The 15,318-nt window shown below is 42.2% G+C and carries 20 protein-coding genes; 17 read left to right on the top strand and 3 right to left on the bottom strand.

Annotated features, from left to right (window positions below; all coding sequences use genetic code 11):
* Nucleotides 1-11: 11 nt before the first annotated feature.
* The gene (locus tag LCL96_RS11020) at nucleotides 12-809 is read left to right on the top strand and encodes an NAD kinase (protein ID WP_060670229.1); all 798 of its coding nucleotides are present in this window, start codon (nucleotides 12-14) and stop codon (nucleotides 807-809) included.
* Between the two features lie 14 nt (nucleotides 810-823).
* Nucleotides 824-1,741: an RluA family pseudouridine synthase gene (locus tag LCL96_RS11015; RefSeq protein ID WP_224941523.1), complete on the top strand. Its 918-nt coding sequence runs from the start codon at nucleotides 824-826 to the stop codon at nucleotides 1,739-1,741.
* Nucleotides 1,742-1,775: 34 nt separating this feature from the next.
* Here the strand turns inward: LCL96_RS11015 and prpE are convergent, their stop codons facing one another.
* Nucleotides 1,776-2,513 carry a bis(5'-nucleosyl)-tetraphosphatase PrpE gene (prpE, locus tag LCL96_RS11010; RefSeq protein ID WP_224941522.1) on the bottom strand — a complete coding sequence of 246 codons (738 nt, stop codon included), beginning with the start codon at nucleotides 2,511-2,513 and terminating at the stop codon, nucleotides 1,776-1,778.
* Nucleotides 2,514-2,798: 285 nt separating this feature from the next.
* On the opposite strand from prpE, the gene mgtE reads away from it, so the two are divergent.
* The 5 genes from mgtE (at nucleotide 2,799) to LCL96_RS10985 (ending at nucleotide 8,178) form a co-directional block, all read left to right on the top strand.
* Nucleotides 2,799-4,142 (top strand): magnesium transporter, encoded by a 1,344-nt coding sequence (gene mgtE, locus LCL96_RS11005; RefSeq protein WP_224941695.1) that lies wholly within the window; start codon nucleotides 2,799-2,801, stop codon nucleotides 4,140-4,142.
* Nucleotides 4,143-4,163: 21 nt separating this feature from the next.
* Nucleotides 4,164-6,026 carry a monovalent cation:proton antiporter family protein gene (locus tag LCL96_RS11000; protein WP_224941521.1) on the top strand — a complete coding sequence of 621 codons (1,863 nt, stop codon included), beginning with the start codon at nucleotides 4,164-4,166 and terminating at the stop codon, nucleotides 6,024-6,026.
* A gap of 114 nt (nucleotides 6,027-6,140) precedes the next feature.
* Nucleotides 6,141-6,626, top strand: coding sequence for a DinB family protein (locus tag LCL96_RS10995; protein ID WP_224941520.1), 486 nt, complete (start codon nucleotides 6,141-6,143; stop codon nucleotides 6,624-6,626).
* Between the two features lie 80 nt (nucleotides 6,627-6,706).
* A complete protein-coding gene (fabI, locus tag LCL96_RS10990; protein ID WP_224941519.1) occupies nucleotides 6,707-7,483 on the top strand; it encodes an enoyl-ACP reductase FabI in 777 nt (258 codons plus the stop codon).
* A gap of 146 nt (nucleotides 7,484-7,629) precedes the next feature.
* Nucleotides 7,630-8,178 carry a CotO family spore coat protein gene (locus LCL96_RS10985; protein ID WP_224941518.1) on the top strand — a complete coding sequence of 183 codons (549 nt, stop codon included), beginning with the start codon at nucleotides 7,630-7,632 and terminating at the stop codon, nucleotides 8,176-8,178.
* Nucleotides 8,179-8,232: 54 nt separating this feature from the next.
* On the opposite strand, the gene LCL96_RS10980 is transcribed toward LCL96_RS10985, so the two are convergent.
* Complete coding sequence (locus LCL96_RS10980; RefSeq protein ID WP_224941517.1) at nucleotides 8,233-8,718, bottom strand: CotY/CotZ family spore coat protein; 486 nt, start codon at nucleotides 8,716-8,718, stop codon at nucleotides 8,233-8,235.
* Between the two features lie 134 nt (nucleotides 8,719-8,852).
* Here LCL96_RS10980 and LCL96_RS10975 point away from each other — a divergent pair, with 134 nt between their 5' ends.
* From LCL96_RS10975 to LCL96_RS10930, 10 genes are all read left to right on the top strand, one after another.
* Entirely contained in the window at nucleotides 8,853-9,209 is a 357-nt protein-coding gene (locus tag LCL96_RS10975; protein WP_224941516.1) for a DUF1360 domain-containing protein, read from the top strand.
* A gap of 263 nt (nucleotides 9,210-9,472) precedes the next feature.
* Nucleotides 9,473-9,940, top strand: a complete 468-nt coding sequence (locus LCL96_RS10970) for a sporulation protein (protein WP_224941515.1) — start codon at nucleotides 9,473-9,475, stop codon at nucleotides 9,938-9,940.
* A gap of 12 nt (nucleotides 9,941-9,952) precedes the next feature.
* Nucleotides 9,953-10,423 carry a stage V sporulation protein AC gene (gene spoVAC / locus LCL96_RS10965; protein ID WP_224941514.1) on the top strand — a complete coding sequence of 157 codons (471 nt, stop codon included), beginning with the start codon at nucleotides 9,953-9,955 and terminating at the stop codon, nucleotides 10,421-10,423.
* The gene (gene spoVAD, locus LCL96_RS10960; RefSeq protein WP_224941513.1) at nucleotides 10,423-11,439 is read left to right on the top strand and encodes a stage V sporulation protein AD; all 1,017 of its coding nucleotides are present in this window, start codon (nucleotides 10,423-10,425) and stop codon (nucleotides 11,437-11,439) included. Before spoVAC ends, spoVAD begins: the two co-directional genes overlap by 1 nt.
* Nucleotides 11,440-11,460: 21 nt before the next feature.
* The gene (gene spoVAE, locus LCL96_RS10955; RefSeq protein ID WP_224941512.1) at nucleotides 11,461-11,817 is read left to right on the top strand and encodes a stage V sporulation protein AE; all 357 of its coding nucleotides are present in this window, start codon (nucleotides 11,461-11,463) and stop codon (nucleotides 11,815-11,817) included.
* Nucleotides 11,818-11,832: 15 nt separating this feature from the next.
* Nucleotides 11,833-12,525 carry a DUF421 domain-containing protein gene (locus tag LCL96_RS10950; protein WP_224941511.1) on the top strand — a complete coding sequence of 231 codons (693 nt, stop codon included), beginning with the start codon at nucleotides 11,833-11,835 and terminating at the stop codon, nucleotides 12,523-12,525.
* Between the two features lie 79 nt (nucleotides 12,526-12,604).
* A complete protein-coding gene (locus tag LCL96_RS10945) occupies nucleotides 12,605-12,724 on the top strand; it encodes a YjcZ family sporulation protein (protein ID WP_224941510.1) in 120 nt (39 codons plus the stop codon).
* Nucleotides 12,725-12,863: 139 nt separating this feature from the next.
* Nucleotides 12,864-13,124, top strand: coding sequence for a stage VI sporulation protein F (locus LCL96_RS10940; protein ID WP_219169420.1), 261 nt, complete (start codon nucleotides 12,864-12,866; stop codon nucleotides 13,122-13,124).
* 308 nt (nucleotides 13,125-13,432) lie between these two features.
* Nucleotides 13,433-13,711 (top strand): hypothetical protein, encoded by a 279-nt coding sequence (locus tag LCL96_RS10935; protein ID WP_224941509.1) that lies wholly within the window; start codon nucleotides 13,433-13,435, stop codon nucleotides 13,709-13,711.
* A gap of 26 nt (nucleotides 13,712-13,737) precedes the next feature.
* Nucleotides 13,738-14,646: an MBL fold metallo-hydrolase gene (locus LCL96_RS10930; RefSeq protein ID WP_224941508.1), complete on the top strand. Its 909-nt coding sequence runs from the start codon at nucleotides 13,738-13,740 to the stop codon at nucleotides 14,644-14,646.
* On the opposite strand, the gene LCL96_RS10925 is transcribed toward LCL96_RS10930, so the two are convergent.
* The gene (locus LCL96_RS10925; protein ID WP_224941507.1) at nucleotides 14,618-15,304 is read right to left on the bottom strand and encodes a DUF421 domain-containing protein; all 687 of its coding nucleotides are present in this window, start codon (nucleotides 15,302-15,304) and stop codon (nucleotides 14,618-14,620) included. The genes LCL96_RS10930 and LCL96_RS10925 overlap by 29 nt on opposite strands.
* Between the last annotated feature and the right edge of the window lie 14 nt (nucleotides 15,305-15,318).

The raw sequence follows: 15,318 nt of genomic DNA, 5'->3' as shown, positions 1-15,318 counted from the left end.
GGGGTATACGTATGAAGTTCGCGATAACATCAAAAGGTGATTCGAAGTCTAATACCTTAATGCATAAAATGAGAACGTATCTACAAGATTTCAACTTGATCTATGATGATGATCAACCGGATATCGTCATTTCCGTTGGCGGGGATGGCACGCTTCTTTATGCATTTCACCGCTATCGATCCAGGCTGGATAAGACGGCATTTGTCGGTGTACATACGGGGCATCTCGGCTTCTATGCTGACTGGGTGCCAGAGGAGATCGAGAAACTCGTCATAGCCATTGCTAAGACACCCTATCAGATCATTGAATATCCACTCTTGGAAACGATTATCCGTTATCAGCATGGTGGAAAGGAAACCCGATATCTTGCTTTGAATGAATCAACGGTCAAAAGCGTTGAAGGGACCCTTGTCATGGACGTGGAAATCAGGGGGCAGCATTTTGAGCGCTTTAGAGGGGACGGCCTTTGTCTATCAACTCCATCCGGAAGTACAGCTTATAATAAGGCACTGGGTGGAGCAATCATTCACCCGTCATTACCGGCCATTCAATTTGCTGAAATGGCGTCCATCAATAATCGGGTTTTCCGAACCATCGGGTCACCGCTCATTTTACCTGCGCATCATACGTGCATGCTGAAACCAGTGAATGGACCGGATTTCCTGGTGACGATCGATCATCTTTCTCTCCTTCATAAAGATGTGAAGAGCATTCAGTATCGTGTTGCGGATGAGAAAATTCGTTTTGCCCGCTTCCGCCCCTTCCCGTTCTGGAAACGTGTCCATGATTCATTTGTAGCGGATGAATAAGGGCAGGTATTAGGATGAGCGGTTTTTCACTAGAATGGAGCATTCCTTCTACGTATGAAGGGAAGTTAATGAGAGAGTTTCTTATGGATCAGCAGATTTCAAAGCGGACTTTGACGTCTGTCAAGTTTGACGGAGGATCCATCACTATCAATGGTAAGGAAGAAAATGTTCGCTATCCTCTTTCGTCAGGAGATCTTCTAAAGGTGAGTTTTCCTGTAGAGAAGCCGAGTAAGACGTTAGTGGCGGAAGATATCCCCCTGTCTATTCTTTATGAAGACAATGATGTTCTTGTCGTTGACAAACCCTGGGGGATGAAAACCATTCCCACGAAAGATGAACCGACAGGAAGCCTGGCAAATGCGATCTTGGGATATTTCGAAGTTAAAGACATTATGTCTACGGTACATATCGTTACCCGGTTGGATAAAGACACTTCCGGACTGGTCCTGGTGGCAAAACACAGGCATGTTCATCATCTATTCAGCCTTCAGCAGAAAGAAAGGGAAATCCAAAGGACATATGAAGCTTTCGCTGAAGGGGAGTTGGACATTTCGGGAATGATTGAAGAGCGAATCGGCCGAAAGTCCGACAGCATCATTGAAAGAGAGGTGCGGTCAGACGGGCAATTTGCTTTAACCCATTATAGGGTGGTGGAACAGTTCCTTGATTTTGCCCATATTGAGTTAAGACTGGAAACCGGCAGAACCCATCAAATAAGGGTTCATATGTCATTTATCGGACATCCTCTAGCTGGAGATGATTTATATGGGGGAAGTGTAAAGCTGATAGGCAGACAGGCCCTTCATTGTCGAAGGTTACATTTTTTTCACCCTATCCGTAAATCTTGGCTGAGCCTGGAGGTCCCGATGCCTAGTGATATGAGGGCACTGCTTGATCATCAAAAGAGAAGAGACCCTTTTCGGTTAGACTGAAAAGGGTCTCTTTTTAGTATATACATGTAGTGCATCATTCTAATTCCCTGAATTTCTCTTCCACAAAGGGCATGGTAGAGGGTACACTAACTACCTCGATTTCTGGATATCTTAAAGCAGAAAGCTTCCCACCGAAGACAGCACCTGTGTCAATATTCGCTGTTTTGTTCAAAATCCGTGGTTCTTTCACGGGTGTATGACCATATATAATCCAAGGGTCCCCTTTATAGTCACGGGCCCAATCTTTTCGGACAGGCGTGCCGTCTTCATTCTTCTCTCCGGTAATATCCCCGTATAGGACAAAGGTTTTGACCCGATTGCTCTGTTTACCTATTAACTCTTCCTTGATGCCTGCATGAGCAATAATGAGGCGTCCATGATCCAATACTTTATACAATGGGGATTGTTCATATAGTTCAATGAACATATCCCGATATCGATTTCTTTCCTTCGGAGGTAAGGCGCTAAGCTCAGCCACCGTTGTTTCCAGGCCGTGAAGGATTTTTACGTTGTTGCCTAAGAAATAGCGGTAGAGTTTATTGCAGTGATTACCAGGGACATAATGAACGGAATCCCTTTGAAACAATTCAAATACAGTGGCAATTGTCTTAATGGAATGATGTCCCCGATCGGTCAAATCTCCCACAAAGCCAAGCATTCTTCCTTCAGGATGAATGGGGATCCCGGTACTCCATTCATATCCCAGCTTCATCGTTAATTCTCTTAACTCATGATAACAGCCGTGAACATCACCGATAATATCAATTTTCATCCTCAACCTTCTTTCTAAAGAGTACCTTTTTTCTTTTCTTTTGCCGTATTTTATGACATATTAATGATTCAGTATTCAAATCGTGCGTTTCGTATTCGACAGGGGTTATTATTACATAATAAACGAAAGTCATACACATATGGTTATGATTTCATCAGAGACAATCGTCTCAAGATTTGCTAGTATTATTAAGACTATATACAAATTAAGATAAGAAAGAGGGTGTCTTTGATGTCTGAGGTGACTCAAGAACAGGAAAAAGATAGAGAAAAGCAGGAAAAAGAAATGTACGATGAAGATCTTCTCATTAGAGCCCTTCAAGAAGAAGACCTGGATTTATTTCGATCAGAATTCGTTCAATTGCACTCTTATGACCAAGCGAAATTTTTCTCTAAAATAGATGAAGATTTGAGAAACCGTTTGTACCATTATCTTTCACCGGAAGAAATGGCAGAGCTTTTTGAGAGCCTGGATATAGATGAAGAGGATTATCAGGATATTTTAGCCGAGATGAACCCTACATATGCAGCCGAAATGCTATCTAATATGTATGCCGATGACGCTGTGGATGTCTTGAATGAATTGGATAAAGATCAAGTTGTCAGTTATCTGACAATCATGGATGATGAATCGGCGAAAGAAATCAAAGAATTACTGCACTATGAAGAGTATACAGCCGGAAGTATCATGACCACTGAGTTTGTGGCCATTTCCCAAAATCAGACCGTGCGTTCGGCCATGTATATTTTGAAAAATGAAGCCCCTAATGCCGAAACGATTTATTATATCTATGTAGTCGATGATGATAAAAAGCTTGTAGGGGTTATTTCCCTCAGAGATTTGATCATTAGCCACGATGATGTCATGATCGGTGAAATTATGAGTGGCCGTGTCATGTCTGTAGGGGTCAGTGAAGATCAGGAAGCGGTCGCACGACAAATGAAGGATTATGACTTCCTTGCTCTGCCCGTTGTTGATTTTCAGCACCACCTTCTTGGAATCATTACTGTCGATGACATCATGGATGTCATGGAAGAAGAAGCTTCCGATGACTACTCCAAACTTGCCGGTATCGCCGATTTAGATTCCATTGACCGAAGCCCTATTAATGCAGCAAAGAAACGTCTTCCTTGGCTGATTGCCTTATTATTCTTAGGAATGTTCACAGCGAGCCTCATAGGCCGGTTTGAAAATACTCTGGATAAAGTGGCGATTCTGGCCGTATTTATCCCATTGATTGCCGGTATGGCTGGAAATACGGGAACTCAGGCACTGGCCGTTGCGGTGAGGGGAATTGCAACAGGTGACCTGGAGAAGGAGAACAAGATGTCCCTGATCATCCGGGAGGCGGGTACCGGACTCATTACAGGCACAACGTGCGGGATTGTTGTCAGCGTCATTGTGTATGTGTGGAAAGGTGAATTCTTCTTAGGAATCCTTATTGGTGTATCCGTGTTGATCTCACTGTTCGTTGCAACACTCGCAGGTACATTAGTGCCTCTCCTTATGCACAAGCTAAAAGTAGACCCGGCTGTCGCTTCCGGTCCTTTTATCACGACGATTAATGATGTCATCAGTACCTTGATATATCTTGGCTTAGCGACAATGTTTATGAACTATTTAATATAAAGAGAAGAGGGGGAGGAATGAATGGAACAACATGCATCCGTTGCATCACTTGTCATTGTTATTCTTGTAGCTTTTTTAACTCCCATTTTACTGCATCGATTCAAGTTGAATTTCATCCCGGTCGTTATTGCGGAAATTATTATGGGGTTGGTAATAGGGAAGAGTGGATTTAATCTCGTTCATCAGGACATGTGGCTTGAGACATTATCTACCCTAGGGTTTATCTTCCTCATGTTCTTAAGCGGACTTGAAATAGATTTCACCGCTTTTTCCGGTGGGAAAAAGAAGAAAGAGCTTTTACCGAGTGGTAAAGAAGAGCCGAATCGACTGAAATTAGCGATCATTATTTTCATCGGAATATTCTTCGTATCCCTTGGTCTGTCGTATGTATTTGTCTTATTCGGTCTCATCGATAACGCGTTCTTGATGACGTTGATCATTTCAACGATTTCCCTTGGAGTCGTAGTACCAACACTCAAAGAAGCCCATATCATGAAAAGTGCCATCGGGCAAATCATCCTGCTTGTAGCGGTCATTGCAGACCTTGTGACCATGATTCTACTTGCTGTGTTCGTTTCTCTTTACGGAGAAGGACATGGGAATATGTGGCTCCTTCTGATATTGTTCGGGGTAGGACTCCTGTTATATTTCCTTGCGAAGAGGTTGAAGAACAATCCTTTCATCAAGAGTTTGTCGACAGGAACCGTTCAAATCGGAACACGAGCCGTCTTTACACTGATCATCTTACTGGTGGCGGTTTCTGAGACGGTAGGGGCGGAAAATATCCTGGGGGCATTCCTTGCAGGTGTACTGGTTTCACTGCTTGCTCCAAATCAGGAAATGGTTCACAAGCTTGACTCATTTGGTTACGGGTTCCTCATTCCGATCTTCTTCGTCATGATTGGCGTCGAGTTGGATCTTGGGTCCCTGCTCAGTGATAAGAAAATGCTCTTACTCATTCCATTATTGGTTCTGGCATTCCTGGTTTCAAAGATCATCCCTGTCTACCTATTGAGGTACTGGTATGATACGAAAACCACAATTGCTTCAGCATTTCTCCTTACATCAACCTTATCATTGGTGATTGCTGCTGCCAAAATCGCTGAAAGGATCGAGATTATTACAGCTCAGATGAGTGGTACCCTCATTTTAGTGGCTGTAATCACATGTATCATCACACCGATCATTTTCAAAAAGCTTTTCCCGAGGGAAAGTGCAAAAGAGAAGAAGCTGAAAATTACATTCCTTGGTGCCAATCAGTTAACCATGCCGGTATCAAGAGAGCTTCAATCCTCCTTGTATGAGCCGGTTCTATATCATACCAAACAGGATAAATCAGATCGAAGTATCGCTGATTCCCTGTTTACGATCAATGAGATCGATGATTATGAATTAGAGACTTTGGAAGATAAGAATATTTTCGAGTCGGATATCCTTGTGATTTCCACTGGTGATGAAGAGTTGAATGCTACCCTCGCCGTCACGGCAAAAGAATATGGTGTAGGCAGGGTCATTGTAAGGGTTGAAAGTCCGGACCTCCATGAAAGCCTGCGTGATCAGGATATTGAAGTGTATTCCGTATTCTTATCAACCAAAGCTTTATTAAGGGCGCTCATTGAGTCACCATCCGTCATGAGCATCCTGACAAATCAGGAAACATCCCTTTATGAGATCCGGATGTTAAACAGCCAATTTGAAGGCATGACCCTTCGGAAGTTCCCATTCACCGGAGATGTCATCTTTGTCCGGATCTTTAGAGGAAAGGATTCCATCGTACCTCATGGAGATACCGAGCTTCACATGAATGACCGCCTGATTGTCACGGGCTCAAAAGAATATGTAGATGAACTCAAACGAGAACTTGAATTCTGTGAATACTGCTAATAAGGCTACACACTTCCCAAGAAACTTTTTTCTTGGGAAGTTTTACTTTAAAGAGGAGTTATGTCTTATATCACCTAATTAATAAGAGAAGAAATAAATAAGGAGGAATGGTCTATGTGGGAAAAGAAAATAGTAGAAATCCGGGATAATGTAAAGAAAAGTCTTGAGGATTTATCTTATGTTGAACTGAACCAAAAGCCTTCAAAAGAGGAGTGGAGCATCGCTCAAATCGTACTTCATCTCGCAGGTGCAGAAACACGCTTTTTGACATTGGCACTGGAATCTGCAAAAAGACCGTCTGGAAGGAGCGGTACAGATGTAGATTTATCCGTTTTTGATGATCCTTCTCAAAAATTAAAGGCACCGATCGAGCCTCCCTCAAGTCAACAAAGCAAGGAAGATTTATTAAAATCATTGGATGATTCTCGTTCTCTCACTACGCAGTTTCTTGAGAACTATTCTAAAGAGAAATTAAAACATCAATCTATGAACCATCACCGCTTTGGGGAGATGCCGATCTGGCAGGTGTTGGAACTTCTGGGTAAGCATGAACAGAGACATCTACAACAGATTGAGAATGTAAAAAGGAGAATACGATAGGTTTCTTCTTTTCTTTTGCCTGGGATTGAGTTAGAATTAGTAGTAGGTACTAATAACATGTATTAATTAGGAGGATAATAATGACTCTTTCATTAAAAGGAAAAACATATGTTGTCATGGGAGTTGCGAATAAGCGTAGTATTGCATGGGGAATTGCCCGTTCTCTGCATCAATCCGGTGCACGTTTAATATTTACATATGCTGGCGAGCGCTTTGAAAAGGGGGTCAGGGATCTTGCCGAAACACTTGAAGGCGGAGAGAATTCACTCGTTCTGCCATGTGATGTAACGAGTGATGCTGACATTGAGAAATGCTTTGCCACCATTAAAGAAGAAGTGGGTGTGATTCACGGCCTTGCGCACTGTATCGCATTTGCTAACAAGGAAGAGCTTGCAGGCGATTATATGAATACAACAAGGGACGGCTTTCTGCTTGCTCACAACATCAGTTCATATTCCTTGACGGCGGTTGCTAAAGTGGCAAAGGATCTTATGACTGAAGGTGGCAGCATCGTTAGTATGACGTACCTCGGCGGTGAGAGAGTCATGCAGAACTATAATGTCATGGGTGTAGCAAAGGCGTCTCTTGAAGCGAGTGTGAAGTATCTGGCCAGCGACCTTGGGAAACATGGTATCCGGGTAAATGCCATCTCAGCGGGGCCGATTCGCACGCTGTCTGCAAAAGGTGTAGGGGACTTCAACAGCATCCTGAAAGAAATAGAAGAGCGTGCTCCACTTCGCCGAAATACAACGCAGGAAGAAGTCGGAGATACCGCAGTGTTCCTATTCAGTGATTACTCAAGGGGCATCACGGGAGAGAACCTTCATGTAGATTCAGGCTATCATGTATTAGGGTAATGTAAGAAATGGTGGCGGGATTCATTCCCGCTGCCATTTTTTTTATGGTGTCATACCTTCAAAAGTTGTAAAATTCTCATGAAAATGAAACCCCTGGGCGCTTTCTGCATACATATAAAAGTGGAGAACAATTAGGAGGTGTCTCAGTGAGAACAGAGAAAAAAGCGGGGAAAGAACCTTTGCTATATATAAACCAGCCAAGATTAGACGAAGTAAAAGGGAATATGCAGGTGACCTATCGCACACCCAAGAAACAAAAGCCTCAAATTCAACCAGAGAATAAACACTCATTAACCACTAATAAACCAACTGCACCGGAAGAACAACTAGACAGACGTGAAGAGAAATACCTTGACGAGGAGGTACACATCCATCATACAGATGGATTAGAAGTATCTGAAGTGAATGAAGCACATTCGGTCTCTCAGCCTCCAGAACGTAAAACGGCCGCTTCCACCTTTAGAAAACTAAGACCGTTCAGGGAACTGTCCATTGATGAGAAATTAGATTATATTTCTGCGAGCATTAACGGAAAAGTGCCGTTTCCATGTGAGTTTTCTGATGGTCATCAATCAGTGAAAGGCGTCATATTACAAGACGATGAGGATCACATTACCATCAGAAGCTTTCAAGGTAAAGAAGTGGAAATGAAGAAGAATGAAGTGAGATCCATTAAGATGATCGGACTGCAATAAAAAAAGGAGCCAGGCGGGGTACCCGGCTGGCTTATTTCATATGAAATGTGATGATCAGTCTTCGCATTCTAAGAATACGTGTACGTCTTTGATGCATTGAATCGCACAGAAGCAATCCAGATCAACTGTGATACATTCTCCAGTGAATACCCATTCAGTATTATTGCCCATGGTCTCCATGTCAGAACCTGATCCAGAACCTGATCTAGAACCAGTGCTATCAGCGTAGTCAGGCTTTAATACTTGAAGCGTTGCACAACAGTTATCGAATACTTCTTTTACCCGGAAAAATGGTGATTTCCAAGGGCATCCTTTGATGTGCGCTTTAAAAGTCTCACCGTTTTTCAGATATAACTTGAAGATACGAGTATTTAAACGATTACTTGGACTCACCATTGAACCAAGTGGCTCAAGGAAACAATCATTTTTACAATCGTTACACTCTTCATTTGCTACGTCTTGAATATCTTTAATAGCACGGACGGCTTGACATACGCAACCACGATTTTTTGAACTGTCTTTATCTCTTCCGCAACCCATATAGAAGTTCCTCCTTAAAATGAATTTCATTTACATTACTAACATATTGTGATGTAGGCAATTAGGTAACGGACATCTGCCCTCTTTTGGAAATTTGGGCTTGTATAATTTGAAATGTGAAGGGAGTCTTTCCATTGCAGCTTACATTGATTGAACTGATTGCCCTTGGATTAGCCGTCTTTCGGCTAACCCATCTGATTGTCTTAGACAAAATCACCGAATTTATAAGAGCCCCGTTCTTTGATGAATATACGGAAGTGGAAGAGAATGGGGAGGAAGCGATCTATCTTACACCTAAAAAAGGAGGAGTGAAGGGTTTTATCGGTGAGTTATTATCGTGTTACTGGTGTACGGGAATCTGGGTTTCATGCTTTCTTTATGGAGGTTTCTTCTTCTTTCCTCTATATTTCAACCCACTCATCACACTTTTAGCCGTTGCCGGGATTGCCGCTATTTTAGAAGCTGCCGTCCAAAGTTGGAAAACGGATTGAAGACCTAGGTAATTAGTGGAAACAAGCTCGGGTTTCTTCACATATACTAAAAAGGGAAACAGGGTAAAGGAGGATAAAAAAAGTGAAGAAAACCTCTACAAATACAAAGAAGCAAGGAAACTCATCCACTAAGAAAAAAGGATGCGGTTGTGGATCGAAAGTGAAAAAAAGCTAAGGCTGCTCAAATTGGGCAGTCTTTTTTTCATAAAAAATGACTTTATGAAAAAAATAAACGATGAGTACAAAAAAAAGAGGGATAGAGCATGAACAAGAACTCAATAATCATTCCACTTGCTTTATGCGTTTTGTTCGGATGCGCAAATAAGGAAGATGGAAACGACAGCAAGATTGCACTAATGAAGAAGACCAATCCACCGCCCATCGAATTAGTGGACAATCCTGAGACAGACAGCTATGGTCATGCCATCAAAAGGGAGATTTCCAAAATGGATGAACTTTATGATGTGGCAGTCATCCAGGGAAAAGAAGAAACGCTTGTCGTTTACAAAGTGAAGCATTTGCACAGATTCAAAATGAAAAAGATAGAAAAGAAAATGGATGACTATCTGGAAGATAAATATCCCAAGGAAGATTTTATATTATCCAGTGATTATAAAATTTTCCTTGAAACCATCCGCTTGAAAGAAAAACTTAAAAATGGGTCGATTACGAAGAAGGATGCTGAAAGCAGGTTCCAGGAAATCGTTAAGCTTCAGAAGGAAAAAACGTAGGAGGAATGCCTTGTGGGGAAAACACCAAAAACACCCGAACAGATGAAGTATGAACAGTTGGAAAAACAATATGAAACGAAGCGTCCCCTCCTGAAAAATGTTATCAAAGCATTCTTTGTCGGTGGTTTTATCTGCTTGATCGGGCAGGCGGTTACGTATGTGTACATCTATTATTTCAACTTCACCGAACAGACGGCTGGAAATCCAACAGTTGCCACAATGGTGTTCCTGGCTATGCTTCTTACTGGCTTCGGAGTATATGACCATATTGGCCAATTTGGAGGGGCGGGAAGTGCTGTACCTGTCACGGGATTCGGGAATGCTGTCATCTCCGCTGCCATTGAACATAGAACAGAGGGCCTCGTCCTCGGTGTCGGTGGTAACATTTTTAAATTGGCAGGATCTGTCATAGTGTTCGGGGTATTCTCAGCCTTTGTAGTTGCGTTAATCAAGACTATTTTGATTCAGTTGGGGGTGATTTGATGCTGCAAGGTAAAAGATCATGGATGTTTCCTGCCAACCCGGCCATCCTTTCTACAGGAGTAGTAGGAGGACCATTTGAGAAAAAAGGAAACCTCTCGGCTGACTTCGATCAGTTTTACGATGATGTATGGATGGGACAGGATACGTACGAAAAAGCCAATCGTATACTCATTGAAGATGCCGTTCAGATTGCAATGGAAAAACAGTCCCTTCAAAAGAGTGATGTCCAGTTTTTCTTGACGGGTGATCTGATTAATCAAATCACCCCTTCAAGCTTTGCGGCAAGAACGAATGGCATTCCATATTTCGGATTATTCGGGGCGTGTTCGACCTCCATGGAGGGGCTAGCTCTCTCAGCTTTTTTAGTCAACTATCATGGAGCTCATCATGTGGTTACAGGAGCTTCCAGTCACAACTCCGCAACAGAGAAACAGTTCCGCTACCCAACCGAGTATGGTGGCCAAAAACCTCCAACAGCTCAGTGGACCGTAACCGGGGCGGGGTTCGCCGTAATTGGAGAAGGATCATCAGTCACGGGACCGACCCCCAGAGTGACATCTGCAACTATCGGGAAAGTGATGGATATGGGGTTGAAAGACCCGTTTAATATGGGAGGTGCCATGGCACCTGCGGCCGTTGATACGATTGCAGGTCATTTTCAAGACCTGGGTAGAGATCCTTCCTATTATGATCTCATCGTTACAGGTGATCTTGCCAGAATCGGAAGAAAGACGGCTTTCGAAATGCTTAAGCAAAAAGGATACACACTGGCGGATCAACAATTTAAAGATTGTGGGATGTTGATTTACAATGAAAACCAGCCGGTCCAATCAGGAGCAAGTGGGCCAGGGTGTTCTGCTACCGTGCTTTACGGGCATTTGTTGAATGAAATGAAAAAAGGAACCTATAAACGCATCTTAGTCATTGCGACTGGGGCATTGTTATCACCCCTGACATTTCAACAAGGCGAATCGATCCCTTGTATTGCTCATGCGGTGTCGATTGAGTATCTGTAGGGATGGAAAGGAGGAAACAAAGTGTTAGCGATGTTTTTTTGGGCCTTTACGATAGGTGGTATCATCTGTGTGATAGGTCAATTATTATTTGATGTTGCAAAATTAACCCCGGCCCACACTTTGAGTCTGCTGGTTGTCTCAGGTGCAGTGCTTTCCGGATTAGGCTTATACGAGCCCCTGATTGATTTTGCCGGAGCGGGAGCGACCATTCCCATTACGAGCTTTGGTAACGCACTTGTAAACGGGGCTATGCAGGAATCCCAGGAACATGGCTTGGTGGGGGTTCTTACCGGAATGTTTGAAGTCACGAGCTCCGGTATCTCTTCCGCCATCATATTCGGTTTCATTGGAGCTCTCCTGTTCAAACCAAAGGGATGATAGAGGTGAAATAAGATGCCTGAATACTTACAGGTGGCACTCAGAAGCATATTTATCCTGCTTTCCCTGTTTGCCATCACCAAATTATTAGGTAAGAAACAGCTTTCGAAATTATCCTTTTTCGAATATATCACAGGAATCACAGTGGGGAGCATTGCTGGAACTCTATCAATGGACCTGGGCCTGCCCTTAAGTGAAGGGCTGATGAGTATCCTATTATGGTTTGCATTTCCACTGCTGTTTTCTTTCCTATCATTAAAGAGCATCCGATTTAGAAGGTTTGCTGAAGGAAAGCCTACGGTATTCATAAAGGAAGGGAATATCGATGAAAAAGCTTTGAAGAAAGAGAAGTATTCCGTTGATGAGTTACTTGAACAATTACGGAAAAAGGATGTGTTCCGCGCTGCAGATGTAGAATTCGCATCCCTCGATACAAACGGGGATCTAAGTGTTCTGCTGAAGAAAGAGAAACAGCCCCTTGTCCGTGAAGATGTATTTGAAATATCACAAAAATCCACTTCACCACAGGCCGTTATCACGGACGGTAAGATCGATCAAAAAGCCCTCTCGGAAGTAGGATTTCCAATGCCATGGTTAATTCGTGAGCTGTCAAAAAGGGAACTGAAGGTGGAATCCATCTTTCTTGCACAATTAGATGCAGAAGGCAATTTAACTTTCGACTTGTTTGATTGGACAAACACACAATAAATTATCAGAAAGCCCATACGCAAACCTCTCTATATACATATGTTATAAGAGACTAAAGGTAAAAGAGAGGTGATACTAAATGTATGGATATGGCTACGGTGGATGTGGTTATGGATGCGGAGGCGGATATGGCTCAACGTTTGTCTTGATCGTTGTGCTTTTCATTCTCTTGATTATCGTTGGAGCTAGCTTCTGTTAGAAAGGGGTACAAAAGGCAGAATCCTCAAGTTGGAGGGATTTTGTCTTTTTGTTTTGTGTTGTAAAAATATTTCATATTTAATTCACGCTCCTGGGTTTCTTACATATGATGCTTATAGTTAAAAGGAGGCGTGATGGAAATGAATAATAACTTTTTCAAGAATTTAGAGAAGAAGACAGGCGTTAACATGAACGAAGTGTTAGAGCTTGCGAACTCTTTACAAAATGCAAATTTCAAAGATGAAGCTACGGTAAGAAGCGTCATTAAGCGCGTATCTAAAATTGCGAATAAACCTGTAAACAAGGAAATGGAAGATAAAATTGTCCAATCGATCGTGAATGACGGGAAGCAGTTGGATTTCAGTACCATTTCTAATATGTTAAACAAGGGAAAGAAATAAAAGAATACTCACAAAAATAAGAAGAATGGACATAAAGGAGTGTGAACTCACGTATTTTATGTTAATTCTTCTTTCTTTTTTTGCTCTTTTCGCAAAGATTGTTGTTATTTTTCACAGACTAGGACTTGCCAATGCTCTGTCACCTGAGTCTGTGCCCCCGCGGAAAGCAACACCCTCACTCTTGTTCAAAAGCAACAGCTTAGGAAAACAGTCTGCTTTTTAATAGTAGCTTGTTTGGCAGGTAAAGATGCGTCCGCACGTTTCTCAAAATCTTAAATGGGGTACATAAAATCAAGGAGGTCATAATAATGGGATACATTGCACCAATTCCTCACTATCAGTACAAACAATATCAGGAAAGAGATATAAAAGTTGATAAACACCCGTTCAGCTATTTCCCCGTACAACCTATCAAACCACTGAAAAACAAATCACAGACCAATACTGGAGAAACAGAAATTCGATATGAAGATCATCACTCCCAGCAACGTTCAGCGATAAATCAGGCATCTTTCAAAACACCCATCCCATCAACTTTATTGGCTCAGTTAACAGGAAAAGGAAAACACTTTAACGAATACGTATAGGGAACAGATTTGATGGAGGTATGATCGTGAAACTTCAGAAATACACAGAACATTGCTATGCGTTTACCGGTGCCGTTACGATCGGCTATTGTGTGAAAGAGGGAAAGGGGCTTTTAATTGACAGCGGATTGGATGACTCCGCTATGAGGAAAGTAATCAGGATATTGGAGGAAGAAAGACTCCCCCTTGATTATTGTATCATCACCCATGCCCACACAGATCATTTCGGCGGTGCCCGTCACCTTAAGAAGAAATACAACATTCCTGTTTTTGCCCCTAAATTGGAAAGAGCCATCATGGAGAATCCCATTCTGGAACCGATTTATTTATTCAATGGTGCGATGCCGATTAAGGATTTGCGTAATAAATTCCTTGAAGGACAGGCAGTTGAGGTGGACGAAGAGCTCAGTACGGGAAATAATAGCATAGGTCCGTTCTCATTTGATGTTATAGATTTACCGGGACATTCGTATAGTCAGGTAGGAGTCTTGGTTGAGCACATTTTATTTGCAGCAGATAGTTATTTTGGAAGTGAAACGTTAAAGAAGCATGTGATTCCCTTTATTGTGGATGCGGACCAAACATTGGAATCATTAGAAAAACTCCTTCACATATCATGTAAAGGAGCCATACCGGGACATGGGAGCTTCGAAGAAAATATAATTCAAACCGTGAAGGAAAATGTGGAACTTCACGAAGATAGAATGAACGCTCTAGTAGGGTTGGTAAATGAAAGCCCCAACGGAGATACATTCGATCACATCATGAAGAGATATTTGGACCTGCTTGGTATCAAAGTAGCGAATGTGGGGCAGTGGCTGCTTTTTAGAACATCGGTTACAGCCTACCTTACAAGTCTTGAACGCAAGAAACACCTGTCATTTTCAATTCGAGAAAATGAATTGATCATTCAGCCCCTTTATATCCTTGAATAAAAAGGGTTTTCCCATCTTCCCACTCCACGTAAAGCACTTCATTATAGGAGTGGAAGCCTTGTTTTTTGATTTCATTTAATAACCAGGTTTCTGTCTGTCCTGCAAGAGTTAAATTATCATGAACAATTTCTCCATCTACGATCAATGATAGAGGGAGGGTGGCGGACTTGAATGGCAATTGAAGATCCTGCCTCTGTACCATATCGTAAAGAGGCTTTCGAATGACGCTCAACGTACCGTCTGATTCCAAGAGCGCATATTCACATTCTCTGATAGCAAATACATCCTTCGCCCGTAACAAGTGCTGAAGCTGGTTCAAATCCAGATGATTTTTTTTCAGTTGATCGTAATTAATTTGCCCTTTGTTGATGATTAATGATGGGGTCCCTTCTAACATATGCCTAAAACGTCTTGATTTTTGGGTGAAGAACTCAGTAATGAAGATTAAACTTCCCCAGATCGAAATGGCAGAGAGAATTTGAAAGACTGTTGTTTCCCCGTCATAAAGGGAGTTCCCTACAAGCTCGCCTAGAATTAATGCGGATATGAAATCAAAGGCTGATATTTGAGTGATTTGTGTTTTTCCCAGGATTTTTGTCAAAATGAGCAAAGCGAAATATCCAACGATTAATTCGACGGCGATGGACTTGATTGCCATGGAGCTCCCCCTTT

The sequence above is a fragment of the Rossellomorea aquimaris genome, from assembly GCF_020172085.1.
GTDB classification, from domain to species: Bacteria; Bacillota; Bacilli; order Bacillales; family Bacillaceae_B; genus Rossellomorea; species Rossellomorea aquimaris_E.
The sequence above is the reverse complement of the archived record's forward strand: the minus strand, read 5'-3'. Positions and strand labels throughout refer to the sequence as shown.